This is a genomic window from Kocuria sp. TGY1127_2 (assembly GCF_013394385.1).
In the GTDB taxonomy this organism is placed as follows: domain Bacteria; phylum Actinomycetota; class Actinomycetes; order Actinomycetales; family Micrococcaceae; genus Rothia.
In genome coordinates this window covers 1807252-1826473 of record NZ_AP022834.1, presented here as the reverse complement: position 1 = coordinate 1826473, position 19222 = coordinate 1807252, and the positions used below count along the sequence as shown (strand labels likewise).

At 62.2% G+C, this 19222-nt stretch carries 17 protein-coding genes; 10 read left to right on the top strand and 7 right to left on the bottom strand.

All coding sequences use genetic code 11. The features are described 5' to 3' along the window. The gene (locus sake_RS08230) at window positions 1–1236 is read left to right on the top strand and encodes an alkaline phosphatase family protein (protein ID WP_129360912.1); all 1236 of its coding nucleotides are present in this window, start codon (window positions 1–3) and stop codon (window positions 1234–1236) included. Between the two features lie 72 nt (window positions 1237–1308). Here the strand turns inward: sake_RS08230 and sake_RS08225 are convergent, their stop codons facing one another. Together sake_RS08225 and sepH are read right to left on the bottom strand one after the other, a co-directional pair. Further along, complete coding sequence (locus sake_RS08225; RefSeq protein WP_178945804.1) at window positions 1309–2628, bottom strand: hypothetical protein; 1320 nt, start codon at window positions 2626–2628, stop codon at window positions 1309–1311. A gap of 107 nt (window positions 2629–2735) precedes the next feature. After that, window positions 2736–3854, bottom strand: a complete 1119-nt coding sequence (gene sepH / locus sake_RS08220; RefSeq protein WP_178945803.1) for a septation protein SepH — start codon at window positions 3852–3854, stop codon at window positions 2736–2738. Between the two features lie 308 nt (window positions 3855–4162). Here sepH and sake_RS08215 point away from each other — a divergent pair, with 308 nt between their 5' ends. Next, window positions 4163–4462 (top strand): DUF4193 domain-containing protein, encoded by a 300-nt coding sequence (locus sake_RS08215; RefSeq protein WP_129360910.1) that lies wholly within the window; start codon window positions 4163–4165, stop codon window positions 4460–4462. Window positions 4463–4724: 262 nt separating this feature from the next. Here sake_RS08215 and sake_RS08210 read toward each other — a convergent pair whose 3' ends face one another. Beyond that, window positions 4725–5291 carry a DUF3093 domain-containing protein gene (locus tag sake_RS08210; RefSeq protein ID WP_129360909.1) on the bottom strand — a complete coding sequence of 189 codons (567 nt, stop codon included), beginning with the start codon at window positions 5289–5291 and terminating at the stop codon, window positions 4725–4727. 265 nt (window positions 5292–5556) lie between these two features. Here sake_RS08210 and dut point away from each other — a divergent pair, with 265 nt between their 5' ends. Genes dut through sake_RS08190 form a run of 4 tightly spaced genes read left to right on the top strand, consistent with a single transcriptional unit; the run spans window position 5557 to window position 8051 of the window. Beyond that, complete coding sequence (gene dut / locus sake_RS08205; RefSeq protein ID WP_129360908.1) at window positions 5557–6003, top strand: dUTP diphosphatase; 447 nt, start codon at window positions 5557–5559, stop codon at window positions 6001–6003. Window positions 6004–6014: 11 nt separating this feature from the next. After that, complete coding sequence (locus tag sake_RS08200; protein ID WP_238147744.1) at window positions 6015–6860, top strand: DUF3710 domain-containing protein; 846 nt, start codon at window positions 6015–6017, stop codon at window positions 6858–6860. Then, the gene (locus sake_RS08195) at window positions 6853–7287 is read left to right on the top strand and encodes a hypothetical protein (protein WP_129360907.1); all 435 of its coding nucleotides are present in this window, start codon (window positions 6853–6855) and stop codon (window positions 7285–7287) included. The genes sake_RS08200 and sake_RS08195 overlap by 8 nt, the downstream gene beginning before the upstream one ends. A gap of 23 nt (window positions 7288–7310) precedes the next feature. Beyond that, the gene (locus tag sake_RS08190; RefSeq protein ID WP_129360906.1) at window positions 7311–8051 is read left to right on the top strand and encodes a DUF3159 domain-containing protein; all 741 of its coding nucleotides are present in this window, start codon (window positions 7311–7313) and stop codon (window positions 8049–8051) included. 17 nt (window positions 8052–8068) lie between these two features. Here the strand turns inward: sake_RS08190 and sake_RS08185 are convergent, their stop codons facing one another. Next, window positions 8069–8812: a TrkA family potassium uptake protein gene (locus sake_RS08185; protein WP_129360905.1), complete on the bottom strand. Its 744-nt coding sequence runs from the start codon at window positions 8810–8812 to the stop codon at window positions 8069–8071. Window position 8813: 1 nt separating this feature from the next. After that, window positions 8814–9617 carry a TrkA family potassium uptake protein gene (locus sake_RS08180; protein WP_129360904.1) on the bottom strand — a complete coding sequence of 268 codons (804 nt, stop codon included), beginning with the start codon at window positions 9615–9617 and terminating at the stop codon, window positions 8814–8816. A 121-nt stretch (window positions 9618–9738) separates the two neighbouring features. Here sake_RS08180 and sake_RS08175 point away from each other — a divergent pair, with 121 nt between their 5' ends. The 4 genes from sake_RS08175 (at window position 9739) to sake_RS13530 (ending at window position 16328) form a co-directional block, all read left to right on the top strand. Then, window positions 9739–11697 carry an APC family permease gene (locus sake_RS08175; protein WP_129360903.1) on the top strand — a complete coding sequence of 653 codons (1959 nt, stop codon included), beginning with the start codon at window positions 9739–9741 and terminating at the stop codon, window positions 11695–11697. After that, complete coding sequence (locus sake_RS08170) at window positions 11694–13151, top strand: class I SAM-dependent RNA methyltransferase (protein ID WP_178945802.1); 1458 nt, start codon at window positions 11694–11696, stop codon at window positions 13149–13151. The genes sake_RS08175 and sake_RS08170 overlap by 4 nt, the downstream gene beginning before the upstream one ends. A 211-nt stretch (window positions 13152–13362) precedes the next feature. After that, entirely contained in the window at window positions 13363–16167 is a 2805-nt protein-coding gene (gene acnA / locus sake_RS08165) for an aconitate hydratase AcnA (RefSeq protein WP_129360901.1), read from the top strand. Between the two features lie 29 nt (window positions 16168–16196). Beyond that, window positions 16197–16328 carry a hypothetical protein gene (locus sake_RS13530; protein WP_256394832.1) on the top strand — a complete coding sequence of 44 codons (132 nt, stop codon included), beginning with the start codon at window positions 16197–16199 and terminating at the stop codon, window positions 16326–16328. 13 nt (window positions 16329–16341) lie between these two features. On the opposite strand, the gene sake_RS08160 is transcribed toward sake_RS13530, so the two are convergent. Both sake_RS08160 and sake_RS08155 read right to left on the bottom strand, forming a co-directional pair. Continuing rightward, window positions 16342–16860, bottom strand: coding sequence for a Rieske (2Fe-2S) protein (locus sake_RS08160; protein ID WP_129360900.1), 519 nt, complete (start codon window positions 16858–16860; stop codon window positions 16342–16344). A gap of 180 nt (window positions 16861–17040) precedes the next feature. Next, on the bottom strand, window positions 17041–19179 hold the full coding sequence (locus sake_RS08155; RefSeq protein ID WP_178945801.1) for a 3-hydroxyacyl-CoA dehydrogenase NAD-binding domain-containing protein: 2139 nt from the start codon (window positions 19177–19179) through the stop codon (window positions 17041–17043). Window positions 19180–19222 lie beyond the last annotated feature (43 nt).

The following is a 19222-nucleotide window of genomic DNA, read 5'->3' as shown; positions in this document are numbered from 1 at the left end:
ATGAGCTGCAAAAACCCTCGTAAGGATCTGACGGGACAAGCGTTCCCGGCCCCACCTCGGTACGGGGAGGCATCGATTGCCGACCTCATGACCTCGGCGGCGTCCCTGTACAGACCGGTCGCGGAGTCCGAGCGGAGCACCGAATTCCCGGACTCGTTGGACCTCGGCGAGCGCCTTGCCGCAAACGGCAAAGGACGAGGGCCTTATCGTAACGTGTGTGTGGTGCTCGTGGACGGTTTGGGGAGCAGTTTGCTCTCTCGACACGGCGGACATGCGCCTCATCTCCGGAAATCCCTCGATCTGGGCGAGCTCGATTCCGCCTTGCCGTCGACGACCGCGGCATCCCTCGCCGTACTCGGAACAGGCATGCCGACGGGACAGACGGGCATGGTCGGCTACGACGTCGTCGATCCTGATCGGGGCGTCGTCGTGAACCAGCTCTCCGGATGGGACCCCGCCGTGGATCCGCTGCATTGGCAACCCAATCCGACGATCTTTGAGCGGATCGACGGTCTCGGAGACGCCGTCACCGTGTCCATGTCCGCATACGAAGACAGCGCTCTGACCCGGGCGGCGCTGCGCGGGAGCCGCTTCGTGGCAGCTGGATCGACGCTTGCTCGCGTGAGCCAAGCAGCGGATATCCTCAAGACCCGGAACCCGACGTTCATGTACCTCTACTGGGGAGAATTGGATCAGACCGGCCACAAGCACGGTTGCACGTCGGAGCGTTGGCTGGAAGCTCTCGAAGAACTGGACCACGGACTCAAGAGGCTTTCGTCTCGAGTTGGCCCCGATACCTTGATTCTCCTCACGGCCGATCACGGAATGGTCGATGTCCCCGAAGCAGACCGTGTGGACTATTCGAACATTCCCGAGCTGGTGGCTGGTGTCCGGCTGACAGCCGGTGAGCCGAGAATGGTGCAACTGCATCTCGAGGATCCCGACGACGCTGCTGTGCGTCGTCGTCTCGTCGAAGCCTGGGCTCATCATTTCGGAGATCGTGCGTGGATCCTCGACAGGGAGGAGCTGATTTCCGCCGGATACTTCGGAGACCGCATACGGCCCGAAGTCAGGCATCGCATCGGGGACATTATCGTTGCCGCACACGGTTCGCTGGCCCTGTACGACGTGCGGCGCACCAACACAGGGGCACTCAAGATGGTCGGACAACACGGTTCGTGGACCGAGGAAGAACGGTCGGTTCCCCTCAGGGCCTGGGTCGGTGCTGGAAGCTAAGGGCTAAGCCCATTCGCGAGGACAAACCCGTTCCTCGAGCCCACGATGTCTCGGGACCATATGGGACCGGACTCAACGGCCAGCGGACCCGGAGGCTCCTGGACTGCCCTCTTGCTCAGGTTGCCCGGCGTTCCCAGCTCGCTCATCGGCAGCCGTGCTCCCCGTTTGCGCGGGGGCCGATGACGGAGCCGGTGGCGTCTGTTGTGTCGGTTGCTCGGGAGTTCCGCGGCTGGGTTCCTGAGTCGGCTCCTGAGTCGGCGCCTGGGTCGGCTCCTGAGTTGGCGCCTGGGTCGGCTCCTCGGTCTTTTCCGGCGTCGTCGGGGCAGGTTGCGTTGGCTCGGCAGAGGTGGGTGCGGGGGCCGTGGGCTCCTGAGCCGGAGGAGCCTCGGTCGGTACCACCGGCGCAGGCGCCTGCGTCACCTCGCCATAAGGGTCGGTCGGCTCGGGCTGTTGCTCGATGACCGTTGGCGTGGGCGGAGGTGCAGGGCTCGACCAAGCAGGCTTTGACGAGGAACTCGAGGAACTGGGAGAGCTCGAGGACGTGGAGGAGGAATTGCCCGTGACCTTTGATGAGTCGTCGTCGTGGTTGATGAATGCCGCCGTGGCGCCTGCACCGATCACGGCAACCGCGAGAACCGCCGCTCCAGCCCACAAAAGCGGTTTTTTGCCGGACGAATGCGACTGGTCGGAATCCGCTTCAGAAGCAGGGCCGGAGCCTGGAGCTGTCGCGGCCGGGCCGGAATTCTTCGAAGGGGCGGAGTTCTCGTGCTGAATCCACCGGGTGGAACCCGCGCCGCCAGTCGAGAGCACTGGGCCGGTGGGCGCCGTCGACGGATGAGCGCTTGCAGTACCTGCAACGTCAGGGGCTCCTGCGGTTCCCCCCGGGGCGGCGACGTCGTGACCGGACTTCTCCTCCGTTTGACGTGTCGATTCAGCAGCTTGACGTTCTCTGCGTCGTAGTTCGGCGGCCGCGGCTGCCCGGCGCCGTTCCTGTTCGCGACGCTCGCGTTTGGTTTGGGGAATCTTTGCATCGGCAAAGAGCTCGTCATTCAGGCTCTGGAGCGGTTCCGTTTCGGGCGAATAAACGTTCGGTTGCTGTCCGACGTACTCGTATCCCGGAGCGAGGTCCTGGGTCTCGTCCGTGTCAGGGTCATCTGTGCTCTGGACTGAGGATTCCGTTTCGTCAGCGGAACTGTTCGAGGGGGATTGTGCCTTCCCCGTCCGGGGGCCTGCGGCCTCTGCTTCTGGGCTCCCGTTTCGGCTCGACGCGTCGGAACCAGGGGCCGAGGCGGCTGCGTCCTCTGTGGACGAATCCTTCGGCTCCTGATCGTTGTGGGGGAGCGCAGAATGAGTGCCGCTCCCAGGACGTGTCTTACGACGCTTTTTCCCCATGAAAACCTTTGTGCATAGCGTGCGGTCTCAGGTCGTTGACTACCTGTAACACCTAAAAATACCGTTACTGCCTCCCCGTGGCGAGTCGTGCGCCGGTTTCGTCACACTTAGTCTTTGGGACGATGTTGGCCGAAGACGATGTCGTCCCAACTCGGTACCGACGGGCGACCGCCGCGTGAGCGATTGCCCCGTGGATCGCTGTCGGTCGCGGCGTCGCGCTTTGCGGTCGAGGAAGCATTGTCGTCGTCTGCGTCGGTATCTGGTTCGGGAAGTTTCTCGGTCAGGCCCGTGATGTGTTGGTCGCTGTCCGGATCGCTTCCGGCCGCGGTTCCCCGACGTGCCTCGAGCTCGTCCAGGAGCGATTCGGTGGCATTCGGCTCATCGTCTGCGACCGCCCGCAAATGCTTCCGCGCCGGTGCCGACTCTTCGTATCCGGCTTCCTCGGGCGCCGGCTCTCCCGATGCGCTTGACGCATCCTGGTCCGCGGAAGAAACGGCCTCGGGTCCCGTTCCCTCATCTGCCGGATCGGACGGGGAGGCTGCTTCTTCGGTGGGCCCACCGGGCGAGTCGGCCTGCGCCGGGTCTTCGTTTCCTGGGGAAACGAGCTCCTCGGCGTCTTCATGCGGCTGTCCGAACAAGAACTCGGCGACGGCGTTGCCGGCGACCACGGTCTGGTTCGCGGGGTTGTACACGAACCGAGCCGGGAAATCGGCCCCGGACGGAATCTGAGCGAGGGCCGGCTGAGAATAGTTGACCGAGACTGTGACGTTCCATTGCCCGTCTTCGCGTTGCCACGAGTTCCACTGGGCATCGCCCTCTGCGAAATTCCAGTCCTCACGCACCGCCACGACCTGGTCGTTGAGCGTTTTGCGTCCTCGAGAGCGGGGGTCGAGGGACCTCACGACGACGTTGCGTGCGGCGGTCACGATGTGCGCGCGTTCGGCCAGGATCGGCCATTCGTAGCGACGTACTCGCTCGGGCTTCCACCCGGACTCGGCGACGATTTCGTCAACAGTCGCTCCTTGGCGGAACCGCGTCTGGATATCACGTGGACCGTAGTCCCCGCGCCCGCTCAGGCCGCGCGGAGCCTGGGCTCGCCGGGCCTTCACCACGGCATTGCGCAGGCTATTGTCGATGCGAACTTGGTATCGCTGCTCGCCGTCCGCAGACTCGAGAACGAGGTGTTCGCCGTCGTCTTGGACTCCCACGAAGGTCAGCCGATCCATCAGTTCTCCTTATTGATTCCGCTCCGACGCGTTCGCGACCAGTGCTTTCGCGCCCGTTTCTCCACAAAGAATACCGCTTCGGGACCCGACGTCGGGACACCCTGCACCTCGTCAAATCCGCTGACAGTAAAATCGGCTGGACACAACCGGGCTCAATAGTGAACAATCATCGCGATACCGGCAGGCATTGAGTTCGACGCATACTTCATAACGAGGTCAACGGGTGCACAAGCTGGTAGCAGAACCACACGATGATCGGCAGGCTACGTGGGCCTACCGAGAAATACCGACGAAAGCGTGACACACACATGGCTACCGATTACGACGCCCCGCGCAAGCAAGACGAAGAAAGCAGCTCCGATTCCATCGAGGAGCTGAAGTCGCACCGCAGCGACCAGCAGTCCAACGTGGTCGATGAGGACGAGAACGCAGCGGCCGAAAGTTTTGAGCTCCCCGGAGCAGACCTGTCCCATGAGGAACTATCCGTGGTCGTGCTTCCTGCGCAGCAGGATGAATTCACCTGTGCTTCGTGTTTCTTGGTTCGTCACCGTTCCCAGATTGCTCGCGAAGAAGACGGATTGTTCTACTGCGTGGAGTGCGAGGCCTGAGACGACGGCAGCTACGCAACGTAGGCGGCCTATGGCGGCAAAAGGGAGGAACCTCGAGTTCCTCCCTTTTTTGCGCTCTCACGGGACGCTCCGCCGCCAAGAACCATTGTGGACTCGGTTCCGCGGACGAGCCGTTCCGCGGACGAGCCGGTCCGCCGACCAATATGCGGTGGGGCGACGGGGCAACACACCGACAAGGAGCATGTCCGAAAAAGCGACGCTTCCCGGGACGCGTTCCCGACCGGCGTGAGGCCCCTCGGCCTCATCCTTGGGTCGAGTCCTCGTCCTCGGGCTCGACGACCACCTGATTGACCGAAGGGGTGCGGTTCTCCTGCATTTCGGGGTCCGTGCCCAAAGTCAGGGCCAGCTCTTCCGGGCGGCGCGAATTGGTGAGCCAATACGGCGTGGGATCGGCCGGGTCGACCAAGTGAATACGAGCCACGGGGGACACCCACGGTCGGAAATTCATATAGGCCCGGCCGTCGGCGGCAGGTCCGCAGGCAATGCGGGCGTTCTCCCCGCGGAAAATCTCGACCTCTCCCACATATTCGCGTTCAATATGCGCGCGACCGACCTGCAGGGAATCCGCGGTCACCTCGAGGACTGGCGATGAAGCGTACAGGATAAGACCCAGGGTCGCGGCGAGAACGATCGCCACCAAAATGGCGATCGGAATATTGATCGGCGCGCCCACGGCAAAGCAAGCAAAGCCGAAGACCACGACACAGACCCACACCCCTGGGGAAGGATAGAGCTTTTCGTGGAATTCGACGGCCGAGGAAGAGCCGAACCCGGCGTCGTCGGCGTTCGGGGAGACGGAGTCAGACATAACGTCAAGAATACGCGTCGCCAGAGGCAAGCCGGAACTCGCACGCGACCCAAAAGATTCTTCTGGGAGGCAGAGACGGAAAGGCAGGGCGCCATGAGCCCGACCCGGGGTCGCGGAATCCCACGGAAAAGCGGATCTTGGCCACAGACCCAGGTGGTAACCATGCCGAACCGTTACAGTGTCTAAGGACGAGCGAGTTCCAGGCGGACCAACCGCTGAACCCACCGTTCATTTCAGACCAGCCACCGATCCAGGAAAACGTTTCATGCAACCGACCGTCGACGTCAAGATCACTCTGTTGGACCCGGAACTTCCGGCCCCCGCATACGCGCAAAACGGCGACGCTGGTGCCGATCTCCGCTCCCGACAGGACGTCGTGCTGGCCCCGGGAGAAAGGGCCCTGGTGCCTACCGGGGTGGCCATCGCTCTGCCGGATGGATATGTGGGCCTGGTGCATCCGCGTTCGGGCCTGGCTGCGAAATTCGGCATTACGATCGTCAACGCGCCGGGCACCGTCGATTCGGGATATCGCGGCGAGCTCATGGTCACTTTGCTCAATACGGACCAGAATGTGCCATATGAGGTCCACCGAGGCGACCGCATCGCGCAGCTCGTGATCCAGAAATACGAGCATGCGACTTTTGACGTGGTTGAGGAACTGCCGCTCTCGGAACGAGGCGCGGCAGGATTCGGCTCGACCGGAACTGACTAGAAAGGACTATCGTGCTGGGATTCGGCAACAAGAAGAAGGCCAGCGAGGCCGAAGAAGAAGCGACCCCGCAAGAGACCGATACCGCGGAGAAAAAACCCGCGAAAGACCGCCCGGTGAAGACCGAGGACGAGAGCCGGCCCGATCGTGATCTGATCAACGCCGAGGACGACGAAGACATCGATGAGGCCGAGCAGGCCGCTACTGCGGCCGAGGAAGCAATCGCCCACGAGCCGGACCGCTCCGTCACGGGCCCGTTCGACGTCACCGAAATCGAAACCGATGACTCCTATATCGATCTGGGCGGCCTCCGGATCAAGCCGGACGAAACCGTGGACATGCGCATTGACGTCGATCAGAGGAACCAATCCGTGGTCTCGGTGACGTTCCAAAAGAACGGAGCGATTCTGCAGGTGCAGCCGTTCGCTGCGCCCAAGAGTCGTGGACTGTGGTCCGAGATCCGCACCGAACTCGCGGCTTCAGTGCGTGAGCAGAACGGCGTCGTCGACATCCTGGACGGGGCCTTGGGCCGTCAGGTGATCGCCAAATTGCCCGCTTCCATGCCCAATGGTGACCGCGGGTACCGCGTTGCGCGGTTCGTGGGTGTAGACGGCCCCCGCTGGTTCCTTCGCGGGGTGTTCTCGGGTGACGCTGCCGTCAAGAGGAGTGCCGCACGCGAGATGGAACGTATTTTCCGCGCTCTCGTGGTGGTCCGGGGCCAGGATCCGATGGCTCCGCGCGACTTGTTGCCACTGAAGATACCCGACAACGCCGTGCGCAGGGACCCCAACGAAGACGAAAAGCGCACCCTGAGCAGCGATGTGCCGGAGCGAGGACCGGAGATCACGCAGATTGGCTAAACCCTTGCCGGTTCACGGTTCGATGGATCATTCGGACCAGAGAATGCGGCGCATCCGCGTGCTTGTCGAGGGGAGGGTCAACGAGGTACACATCCAACCCGTCGACGCGCTTCCGCAGTACGAAGCCGAAGTTGATATCACCGCGAGCTATCGCACCGTTTCGTCGGATGCTCGCCACAGGCTTCCCAAAGGCTCCTTTGCCGCGCCCACTTCGGCGATTGCAATGGACATGCCGCATTTCGAGGATGCCGATGCGCCGCTCGGTCCGGGAACGCACGTACGACTGATCTGGCACGGACAGAGGACCGTCCCCGGGATCGGCGCGGGGACGCGACTGCGGTGCTCGGGCATGCTTGCGTTCCTCGGCGGCGTCCCGGTCATTTACAATCCGCGGTACGAGATCGTATCGCGGCATCAAGAGCTTTAGACCGACTGGAGAGCATCAACACGATGGAGCAACGGGACGCAAACGGTCCAGGGCGTCGACCGGAAAACCGAGACCAAGCCGACGGCACGCCGTCCTTCGGTCAGCAGATGGCCGCCGCCTACGGAAAATCAGGCGCATTTCGGCGGGACGAGAGTGGGCAGATCGACGTCATGCACGCGATCGGGGGAGTGAGAGGCCTCGTCGAAGCCGTCTTGCCGTCATTGGCCTACCTGACGTGTTTCATCATCACGTCTTCTCTGTCCACGTCGCTCGTGATCGCGATCGGTCTGGCCGTGGTCATCTCGATCATCCGATTCATCACCGGTGGGCAGAAGATTCAAGCCTTTTCCGGTGCGGTCGGCGTTCTCATCTGCGCCTTCTTCGCACACGCCGGCGGGAAACCGATCGACTACTACCTCGTCGGCTTCTGGACGAACGGGGCCTACGCGGTGGGTCTGGCCATCTCGATGGCGGTCCGCTGGCCCTTGCTCGGCGTTGTCTTCGGGATGCTCCGTGGGGAGGATATGAACTGGCGGCGCCAGCCCGGCAGGCTTCGGGCCTATCAAACGGCCACGGGAATCCTGGTCGTGATGTTCGTGGTTCGTTTGGCGGTCCAGTTGCCCTTTTTCTTCGCCGACAACGTGACGGCCTTGGGCATCAGTCGCTTGATCATGGGAATACCGCTGTACGCGTTCTGCCTGTGGCTCGCGTGGATGATGACTCGCCCCGCGGAAACCAGGTCTCAGAGCGAGGCAACCTCCTAAGACGCATCGGCCAAGACCTAGAGCTCTTGACCGTGGGCCGTTTCGTCCAGGCCCGGCTCCTCCGAGACGACGTCGTCATCTTGCTCATCCGTTTCGCTCTCGGTCTGAGCATTGAACAAGGAACGCAGGTCTTGCTCTCCCTGCGGCGTGGTGATGAGGAACAGTTCGTCCTCTCCCTCGAGTACGTCGTCTCCGGTCGGCGTCACGGGGATCCCGTCGCGCAGGATTGCAACAAGAGTGGTTTCTGCGGGCCACTCGACGGACTCGACGGTCCACCCGACGAATGCGTGGTCCGTCGGAACCGTGTATTCGATCAGCGTCGCTCCGCCGGTTTGCAGATTGAGCAGCCGGACGACGTCGCCGACTTCGACAGCCTCCTCGACCAATGCCGTCATGAGACGCGGAGTGGAGACCGCGACGTCCACACCCCACGCATCATCGAATAACCATTCGTTCTTGGGGTTGTTGACGCGGCCCACGGTCCGCGGGACGCCGAATTCGGACCTGGCCAAGAGAGATACGACCAAATTGGTTTTGTCGTCGCCTGTCGCCGCAACGATGACATCGGCGTTTTGGGGATCGGCCTGACGCAGAATGGACAGCTCACAAGCGTCGCCGATCAGCCACGTTGCCCCGCGCAGATCCGACCGGCCGATGGCTTCAGGCTTTTCGTCGAGAATCGTGACGTGGTGTCCGTGGCCGAGTAGCTCGAATGCGATGGACGAGCCCACGGAGCCCGCGCCCACGATCAATACCTGCACGTTATTCCTCTCCTTCGCCGCGTTGAAGCCCTGATTCTCCGGCGTCCCGCTGGCTTTCGCCCGTATCGGTCCGCTCGACGGTCGATGCTGGTTTGCCCCACGCCCGCTGGCTGAGCCGCGGTTCGAAAGGTTCGTCCTCGAGCTCTGCCGGTGGCGAAGAAAGGGTTCTGGCGACCGTATTCATCTCTTGGGTGCGAATCATCGCGTGGACGACGTCGCCCTGCTGAAAACTCGTGTCCGAGCCGGGCAACATTCCCTCGCCGAACCTGGTGATGAATGCGATGCGTACGTCTGCCGCCTCCTCGATGTCGCTCAGAGGATGCCCCGTCCAGTCCTCGTGCAGCTGCAATTCGGCCAGGACCAAACGACCTGAGGCTTCACGGTAGTCACCGGTCATCGATTGCTCGGGCAGAATTCGGCGCAGTACTTGGTCGGTGCTCCACCGAACCGCGGCGACCGTAGGAATGCCGAGTCTTTGGAAGAATTCCGCGCGGTTGGGATCATTGATGCGGGCGACGACGTGCGAGACCTTGAAAGTTTCGCGGGCTACACGCGAGGCCAGAATGTTCGAATTGTCGCCATTGGACACCGCAGCAAACGCATAGGCGCCGTCGATATCTGCGCGTTTGAGGGTTTCGCGGTCGAAACCGACGCCCTTGACTTTTTTGCCGTCAAAATCCTTGCGAAGACGCCTGAAAGCGCGTTCATCCTGATCAATGATGGCCACGGTGTGGCCCGCGGCCTCAAGGGAATGGGCGAGCATGACTCCGACTCGCCCGGCGCCCATAATCACGAAGTGAGGCACGGTGCAATGGCTCCTGACGTTTGCCGGGACTGTGAAAGCGCTCGATCGTCGATCCAGCGGGTCTGATCTCCAGGGTAATGCACCGCGACCCCCACGGGGGTGTGGGGTAGCCTATGGCATTGTGCAATCACTTCCTACGAGCGCGCGGCGGGCCCTCTTCGGGGCGCCCAAAGAGACGGAGCAAATCCGTAGTCTGGCCTTGCCTAAACGCGCGGCGCTGCCGGTATTCGGCGCGGACGGGTTCTCGGCGATTGCTTACGCCCCGGACGAGATCATCATGGTCCTGGCCCTTGCCGGTTCGGCAGGCGTGGTCATGTCACCCTGGATCGGATTGGGCGTTGCGGTCGTCCTGCTCCTGGTGATCGGCACGTACCGCTACAACATCCGCGACGTCGCCGTCTCGGGTGGTGATTATCACGTCGTCAGCGATCGTCTGGGGCCCAGAACCGGCGCGGCGGCCGGAGCCAGCCTGTTGTTCGACTTCGTGCTGACCGTGGCCGTCTCGGTCTCATCAGCCTCTTCGTACCTGACAACCTTGATACCTGCCCTTGCGGGGCATCGAATGTGGGTCGCTGCCGTCTTGGTGGTCCTTCTGACCTTCCTGTACATCCGCGGATTGCATTTCATGGGGCGAATCGCTCTTCTGCCTGCATTGTTGTTCATCCTGTGTCTGGGGCTGGTCCTGTCCGTCGGCATCGTGGAGTCCTGGTTCGGGGTCCTCGGTCGGGCGCCCAGCGCAGATTTCTACGTCCGCCCTGAGACAGCGGAATCCAATTCCTTGACCGGGTTCGGCTTGCTGCTCCTGGTTGCCCGATCCTTCTCATCCGGCGCAGTGACGTTGACGGGCGTTGAGTCGGTCAGCAATTCGGCTCGATTCTTCCGTGCTCCCAAGGCTCGCAACGCGGCGCGGAGTCTCGTGACAATGGGGCTGTCGACGGCCGTCGCTTTGGTGGGGATCCTCTACCTGGCACGGACCAGCGGCGCAGTGGTGACACTCGAATCGACGCAACTCGTGGTGGCCGGTCGCGCCATGCCGGCGGACTTTCACCAGATCCCGATTCTGGCGCAGGTGGCACAAGCCGTAACCGGAGACAACCTGTTCTTCGACGTATTTCTGGTCAGCACCGTGCTGTTCCTCCTCCTGGCTCCGGCGGCCGCGTACGCCGGTTTCCCGATCCTGGCGTCGACCATGGCCGAACAAGGGTATTTGCCCGTCCACTTCAAGGCACGAAGCAACCGTTCGTTGTACGCCAACGGGGAGATCGTGCTGGGTGTGGCCGCACTGGTCGTAACCTTGGCCTTCCGAGCGGACGTCAACGACCTCATCCAGCTCTATGTGGTGGGCGTGCTTTTCTCAATGTCTTTGACGCAGGCCGCCGTTTTCCTCAAACGTCGCAACGACATCCGGGTGGTGCTGGAGACTCAGCCACGACGGCGACTCATCCGGGATCAGGTCGTCACCACGATAGGCTTGGTGGCAACCGTTCTGGCTACGGCCGTGGTCCTGGTCACCAAGCTGGCTCAGGGCGCGTGGGTCACCGTTCTGGTGGTCGGCCTGGTTACATTGGCGACTCTTGCCATCAAAAAGCACTACCGGAAAATCGACCAGGAGCTTGCCGTGAAGCAGAAGAACCCTCTCAAGGCCCTTCCGTCGCGGGTACACGCCATGGTCGTCGTGCCTCGCCTCCGAAAGCCCGCGCTCAGGGCGCTGGCCTACGCACGAGCGACCCGCCCCTCGACGATTGAAGGACTCGTGCTCAATGTCGACGAGGCCGGTACCCGGAAAATCCGGGAATTATGGGATCGTTACGAGGTACCTGTGCCCCTGACCATCCTGGCATCGCCCTTCCGTGACCCCGTGACCCCAGTGATCGAACATGTGCGAGAAGTGCGCAAAGCCTCACCGCGCGACGTCGTGATCGTCTACGTCCCGGAGTACGTTTTGGAGCACTGGTGGGACAAGCTTTTGCATCACCGTTCGGGAAGCAAGATCGCGGCGGCGCTACGGAAAGAACCCGGGGTGGTCACGGCAATGGTTCCGTGGCGCCTCGGACACGAAGACGAGGAGAATCTGCCGTGATCCAACCTGGAGACGAATTCGAAGTTACGACCCACGCGATTGCGCACGGTGGTGCGAGCGTCGGTCGGTACGAGGGACAAGTGATCTTCGTCCGCGATGCCGTGCCGGGTGAAAGACTGCGGGTCCGAGTGGACTCGATGGGCAAGGGCAATCGATTCGCCCATGCTCACGTCCTCGAGGTGCACGAACCCTCGTCGGACCGCAGAAACCATCCATGGCCGTTGGCCGATGCGCTCGCGCACGAGCTCCCCGTCGGGGGTGCGGACTACGGGCACATCCGCCCGGAGGCGCAATTGCGGCTCAAATCGCACGTCATTTCCGAGCAACTGACCCGTTTGGGCGGCGTGGATCAGGATTCTCCCTTGCTCCGGGAACTCGTGGTCGAGCCTCTGGGCTCCGGGACGAGCGGAGGTTGGCGAACACGCGTGCACTGGGCCGTGGACGAGAACGGCCGTTTGGGAATGCACCCGTACCACGGTTCGAAGATCATTCCGGTCAGTGAGCTCCCGTTCGCCGTTCCTGAAATCAACAACCTGCACCTGTGGGAAGGCGAATGGCGCAATATCCAGAGGGTCGACGTCGCCGCTCCGGCAACAGGTCTTCCGCCCCTCATCCTCTTCACCGCCGAGGAGGGAGCCGTACCCGAGGACATCGTCGACGACATCGACGTCGAGTTGGCGACGTGCCTTCCCGCAGGCATTGAGGCCTCGGCAGTCATCGTGCCCGCGTCCGTATCAGGCCGTCAGCGAGGCGAAAAACCGGATTCCGAACTGGTCCGGGGAGAACCCGAAGTCTACGAAGAAGTATCGTTCCCGGACGGAACGGTCGCTGCCTTCCGAGTCAGCGCTGGCGGGTTCTGGCAGAACCACAAGAACGCTCCGCAACGACTGGCTCGAATCGTCGAGGAAGCCAGCGATCTGCGAACCGGCGAGATAGCGTGGGACCTCTACGGGGGAGCCGGTCTGCTGACCGCGGCCCTCGCCGACAGAGTCGGTGAAGGCGGGACCGTGTGGAGCGTCGAAGGATCGCCCGTGACCGCCGCGGATTCCGAATTCAACTTCGGACCAGAGGGAGCTTCACGGACACCTCGCGCACGCGAAGCGAATGTGGTGGCCACGAAAGCCGGCGTGGAACAAGCGCTGAGAAAGTGGGATTCCGGGGGCACGGGGCGGTCTCGCCGAGATTCGCGCGGCGGGCGGATACCGCAGGGGCGACCGGACGTCATTGTGCTTGATCCGCCCCGACAGGGTGCAGGGCGGCGCGTTATGGAAGCGCTCGCGGAGATCGGGCCCCGACGGATTGTGTACGTCGCGTGCGACCCGGCGGCCTTGGGACGGGACACGGGCTATCTGCGTGCTTCCGGCTGGCAGCTGACCGGCGTTCAGGGCCTGGACATGTACCCGGATACGCATCACGTGGAGACGATCGCGGTCTTCGAACCCCACCGCAACTAGACCTTTCATCACGGGCTAAAGGTGTCGTCACATGAGAACACCGTTGAGCACAGAAGGTAGACTGCTGAAGAGAAGGCTTAGTGTCACTGTGTCTCTAAAGGTTTGCATCACACCTAACAATTGCGCTCATGCTGAGCGCGCAACCGCTAGGACTCACCTAGGGACGCGGAACTACGCCTGGAAATGACAGTGGCGAGAGGAGTCCCAAGCAATGAGCACTGTGGACAGCTTCGGTTCCAAGGGCGCGTTGGACGTCAACGGAACCGAATACGAAATTTTCCGACTCAGCAAGGTCGAAGGTGCAGAGAAGCTGCCTTTCAGCCTCAAGGTTCTGCTCGAGAACCTGCTGCGCACCGAAGACGGTGCGAACATCACCGATGAGCACATCAAGGCCCTGGCTAGCTGGGATCCCAAAGCCGAACCCGACACCGAGATCCAGTTCACTCCGGCTCGCGTGATCATGCAGGACTTCACCGGCGTTCCCTGCGTCGTGGACCTCGCGACCATGCGCGAGGCCGTGAAGTCCCTCGGCGGAGATCCCACCAAGATCAACCCGCTGGCTCCTGCCGAGCTCGTGATCGACCACTCCGTGCAGATCGATTCGTTCGGCAACAAGGACGCCATCGAACGCAATATGGACATCGAGTACCAGCGCAACGGCGAACGTTACCAGTTCCTTCGGTGGGGGCAGACCGCATTCGAGGACTTCAAGGTCGTTCCTCCGGGAATGGGCATCGTGCACCAGGTGAACATCGAATACCTGGCGCGCACCGTGATGTCGCGCGAGGTCGACGGGGTCCTGCGCGCCTACCCGGACACTCTTGTCGGAACCGATTCACACACGACCATGGTCAATGGCCTCGGCGTTCTCGGCTGGGGCGTGGGCGGCATTGAGGCCGAGGCCGCGATGCTCGGCCAGCCCGTGTCGATGTTGATCCCCAAGGTCGTCGGCTTCAAGCTGACGGGCAAGATCCCCGCGGGTTCGACCGCGACCGACGTCGTACTGACGATCACCCAGATGCTCCGCGAGCAGGGCGTCGTAGGCAAGTTCGTCGAGTTCTACGGCGAGGGCGTGACGGAGGTTCCGCTGGCCAACCGTGCGACCATCGGCAACATGAGCCCCGAGTTCGGATCGACCGCCGCGATCTTCCCGATCGATGACGTGACCCTCGAGTACCTGCGTCTGACCGGCCGCAGCGAGGACCAGGTCGCCCTGGTTGAGAAGTACACCAAGGAACAGGGCCTGTGGCACGACCCGAGCGACGAGGCGGCGTACTCCGAGTACATCGAGCTGGACCTCTCCACCGTGGTTCCCTCGATCGCCGGTCCGAAGCGTCCGCAGGACCGCATTGCACTGACCAACGCCAAGAACCAGTTCCGCACTGACCTCGACAACTACGTCGACCAGAAGGAGCCCGAGTCGGGCGAAGAGTCTTTCCCGGCTTCTGACGCTCCCGCCGTGGACGATTCGCCTGAGGTGACCGAGGAACAGCGTCCGCGCCGTGTCTCTGCCGCTTCATCGGCTCATGGACGTCACTCCCACCCTGTCGAGGTGGACATGCCGGACGGCCGCGAATTCGAGTTGGATCATGGTGCGGTTGCCATTGCATCCATCACTTCGTGCACCAACACCTCCAACCCCTCCGTCATGATGGCCGCAGGCGTGCTGGCACGCAACGCCGCAGCCAAGGGTCTCAAGGCGAAGCCGTGGGTCAAGACCTCAATTGCTCCGGGCTCCAAGGTCGTCACCGACTACTACGAGAAAGCCGGCCTGATGTCGGAGCTCGAGAGCGTCGGTTTCTACATCGTCGGTTACGGTTGCACCACGTGCATCGGCAACTCGGGCCCGCTCGAGGACGAAGTGTCCAAGGCAGTCAGCGACAATGATTTGTCGGTTACGTCGGTCCTTTCCGGCAACCGCAACTTCGAGGGTCGCATCAACCCGGACGTCAAGATGAACTACTTGGCTTCCCCGCCGCTGGTCATCGCCTACTCGTTGGCCGGGTCGATGGACTTCGACTTCGAGAACGATCCGCTGGGCCAGGACGAAGACGGCAATGATGTCTACCTCAAGGACATCTGGCCGGATCCGACCGAGGTACAGCAGATCATTGACGCCTCGGTCTCAACCGATCAGTACAACACCGAATACGGCACCATCTTCGACGGTGACGATCGTTGGAAGAACCTGGACACCCCGACCGGTGACACCTTCGAGTGGGACCAGAACTCGACTTACGTGCGCAAGCCACCGTATTTCGACGGCATGACCATGGAGCCGGACCTTGTGGAGGACATCGAGAATGCTCGCGTCCTCCTCAAGCTGGGGGACTCGGTCACGACCGACCACATCTCTCCGGCCGGTTCCTTCAAATCGGACACGCCCGCAGGAAAGTACCTCATCGAGCACGGCGTCGAGCGTAAGGATTTCAACTCGTACGGTTCGCGCCGCGGTAATCACGAGGTCATGATCCGCGGAACGTTTGCGAACATCCGCATCAAAAACGAGCTTCTCGACGGCGTCGAGGGCGGCTTCACCCGCGACTTCACCAAGGGCGGCGAACAAAGCACTGTTTACGATGCGGCGCAGAACTACGCGTCCGAAGGAACTCCGCTCGTGGTTTTGGGCGGCAAGGAGTACGGCACCGGTTCCTCCCGTGACTGGGCGGCAAAAGGCACCCGTTTGTTGGGTGTCAAAGCGGTCATCGCCGAATCCTTCGAGCGCATTCACCGTTCGAACCTGATCGGTATGGGCGTTCTTCCGCTCCAATTCCCGGAGGGCGAGTCGCACTCGTCGCTTGGCCTGGACGGCACCGAGTCGTTCACCATCACCGGAGTCACCGAGATCAACGAGGGCAAGACGCCCAAGACGGTCCACGTGACGGCAACATCGGAAGACGGCAAGACGACCGAATTCGACGCCGACGTCCGAATCGACACCCCAGGCGAGCGGGAGTACTTCCGTAACGGCGGTATCCTGCAGTACGTCTTGAGGAACCTGGTGCGGAACAACTAGGTTCTTCACCGAAAAGGTGCGGGAGGCTCATGAGCCTCCCGCACCTTCGTCGTTTAATGCCGATGTTCAACCGGGGTAATCACAGCGATCCGCGGGCCCGTCGAGGGTTGCGGCTCGAAAAAGTCCAATACCTGTCGCCTCGCGGCCTGATCGCGACCTGATCGCGGAACTGCGTCAGCTGAGCTTGATGCGTCCGTCCTCGACCTTGACCGTGTACTCGGGAAGCGGTTTCGGCGCCGGGCCACCCTGCACGGAACCGTCCTGGATCGAAAACTGGGATGAGTGGCAGGGGCAGGAAATGGCCTTGTTCTGGACGTTCAGGGAACAACCCTGATGCGTACATGAGGAACTGAAGGCCTTGAATACGCCCTTGGTCGGCTGGGCCACCATGGCGGTTACTCCGTCCGCGGAAGCTTTGACGGCGTCTCCTTCGGGCACGTCATCCACCGCAGCGATGTCAACCGGATTGTTCGGGTCAATATCCGCTGCCTCCGCATCGTCACTGGACCCCGATCCGCAAGCGGTGAGCACGGCGGCGGACCCGGCAAGTATCCCAGCGCCGGTAATGGCGCGGCGTCGCGAGGTTCCCTCAGCCGCCGCCCGTCCCGCCGATTCGTCGTCCGACGAGGTGCGGCCGTCGTCCGTCGTCGTCTCGGCGAGGGATTGCTGCAAACTGGGGGACTGGTGAGACATTCTGACCTCATTCATGGATGTGGGGCGCCGTGAAACCTGAGCTCCACGGCCGAGTTCTTCAAGGAAGATCCGGGCACACCAAAGCCCGGGTCTGGGCGCGGCGTCGCGGAGCAGGGCCAACCCCTGAACACATCGAACACCTGACCCTGGCCCGGGCTCTCGGTGGCCACACGGTGTGGGTCAGCGCGTCCGCTCGAAAGCTCCGACACGGTCCAGGTACCGGGTGAGACCACCATTGAAGAATGGCCAACCGGCTCCCAGGATCATGGCCAGATCGATGTCCTGCCGATCCGGTACCACGCCCTCATCCAGCATACGAGAAATCTCGGAGGCCAGTGCGTCCTCGACATTCGTCCGAATGTCTTCGACCGCTTTTCCTTCCCCCTCGCCGGCCACGATATTTTGGGCTTCCGGGCTCAAACCGCCCTTCTGATTCGAGATGGGGGAGATCTTCGACTCGTTGAGCTTTTTGAAGTTCTCAGAGACGTGGAAACGCTCGCCCTGGTACTTGTTCAGAGACTCCAGAAGGTGGACGCCGATGGGCAATCCCACCAGGTCGATCAGGGCGAAGGAGTCCATGGGGAAGCCAAGAGGCTGGAAGGCCTCGACGATCCGTTCGGCAGGGGCGCCTTCGTCAAGCGCGCGTCCTGCTTCGGAGAGTACGACGCCGAGCACGCGGTTGACGATGAATCCTGAAGAATCCCGTGCCCCGACCGCCGTCTTCCGCAGCTTCCTGGCAAGGGAGAAGGCCGTGGCGATCGCGGCATCCGTCGTCGACGTCGTGCGAACGATCTCTACCAGGGGGAGTACGGCCACAGGATTGAAGAAGTGGAAACCGATCACGCGCTCGGGATGCTCGAGGCCCTCAATCATCTCGCCGACCAGCAACGACGACGTATTGGTAGCGAGAATGCAGTCGTCCCTCACGGATTCTTCGAGATTGGCGAAGACTTCCTGCTTGACCTTTGTCTCCTCGAAGACCGCTTCGATCACGAAATCGCAATCGGAGTATTCGGAGGTGTCTGTGGTCCCTGAGACCAGCTGGCCCAGTCGGTCGGACTGGTCCTGGGTCAGCCGTCCCTTCTGGACATTCTTGGCCAACTCGTCGGTGATCCACTTCAAACCCTTGTCGACGCGGGCCTGCTCGACATCGCTGATGAGTACGGGAACCTGCAGACGTGTCAAGAACAGAAGCGCCAGCTGGGACGCCATGAGTCCCGCCCCGACGACGCCTACCTTCTTGATCTCAGTGGGTTCAGTTTCCGGTGGAACCATGGACGGACGTTTGGCCCGGCGCTGGACCAGTTCGAGCATCGAATAGACGCTCGCAGAGAACTGGTCGCCCCGGGCGAGAGAGTCGAGCACATCGATTTGTCGCTGACGGGAGTCCGCCCGGTTCTCGACCGGTCCCTTCCGGAAAATGTCCAGGGCAACCCAGCATGCTTCGCTGGCGCCGGAGGTCTTGCGGCGGATCAGGCCGTCCGTGGCTACGGCAACCTCGTTGAAACGTTCGCGTAGCTCGCCGCCTCCGTCGCCGTCCTCTGACCACAAAGGATCGTTCTGGTCGGTCTCATGAGGGCGCTCAACGGACACCTCCTCGCGGATGGCTTTCCCGAACCAGTCGATGGCCTCCGTACGTGCGGCGGCATCGTCGGCTTTCGCCTGGGTCAATTCGTCCAGAATTCCGATTTCGCGCGCTTGTTCAGAGGTGAGCATTTTGCCGTTGTTCAACGGGTTCTGGAAGATCACGCGAGCGGCGTTTTCGGGACCGATGAGGCGAGGCAGGGTGAAAATGCCCGTCCAACCCGGGATCAGCCCGAGTCGGATTTCCGGGAGACCGATATTCTTGGTTCCTGGGTGCCCCACGCGGTAGTCGGCGGAAAGGGCCAGTTCCAAGCCGCCGCCGAGCGCGGTTCCGTTGACGCGAGCACACGTCGGGACGGGTAGTGACCGGATGGATTCCACGAAATCGTGACCCATCTGCCCGACGAGGGTCAGCGGCGCATCAGGATCTCTGGCCAAGGTATCGACGAGGGTCAGGTCGACGCCGGCCGCGAATGTCGGCTCGGTTCCTTCGATCATGATGCCGTCCACCGAACCCTCGTCGGCGAGTTTCCGGACGTCGTCGATCGCATTGAGCAATTCCTGGATCGAGCGGGGACCGAGAGTCTCGGGGCGGCGTTCGGCATCGTTATGCAATGTCAGGACGGCGATCTTGCCGCCTTGGGGGAGATCCACGATCTCCCGGGAGACGTGACTGACTACCTCGTCAGGGCAACGATCGGTCAAAACGGAGTAGTCGGGACGTGAAGCGGTCATGGTGTTCCTCTCGAGGCAGTGTTTCCCACCACGTTACCTATAG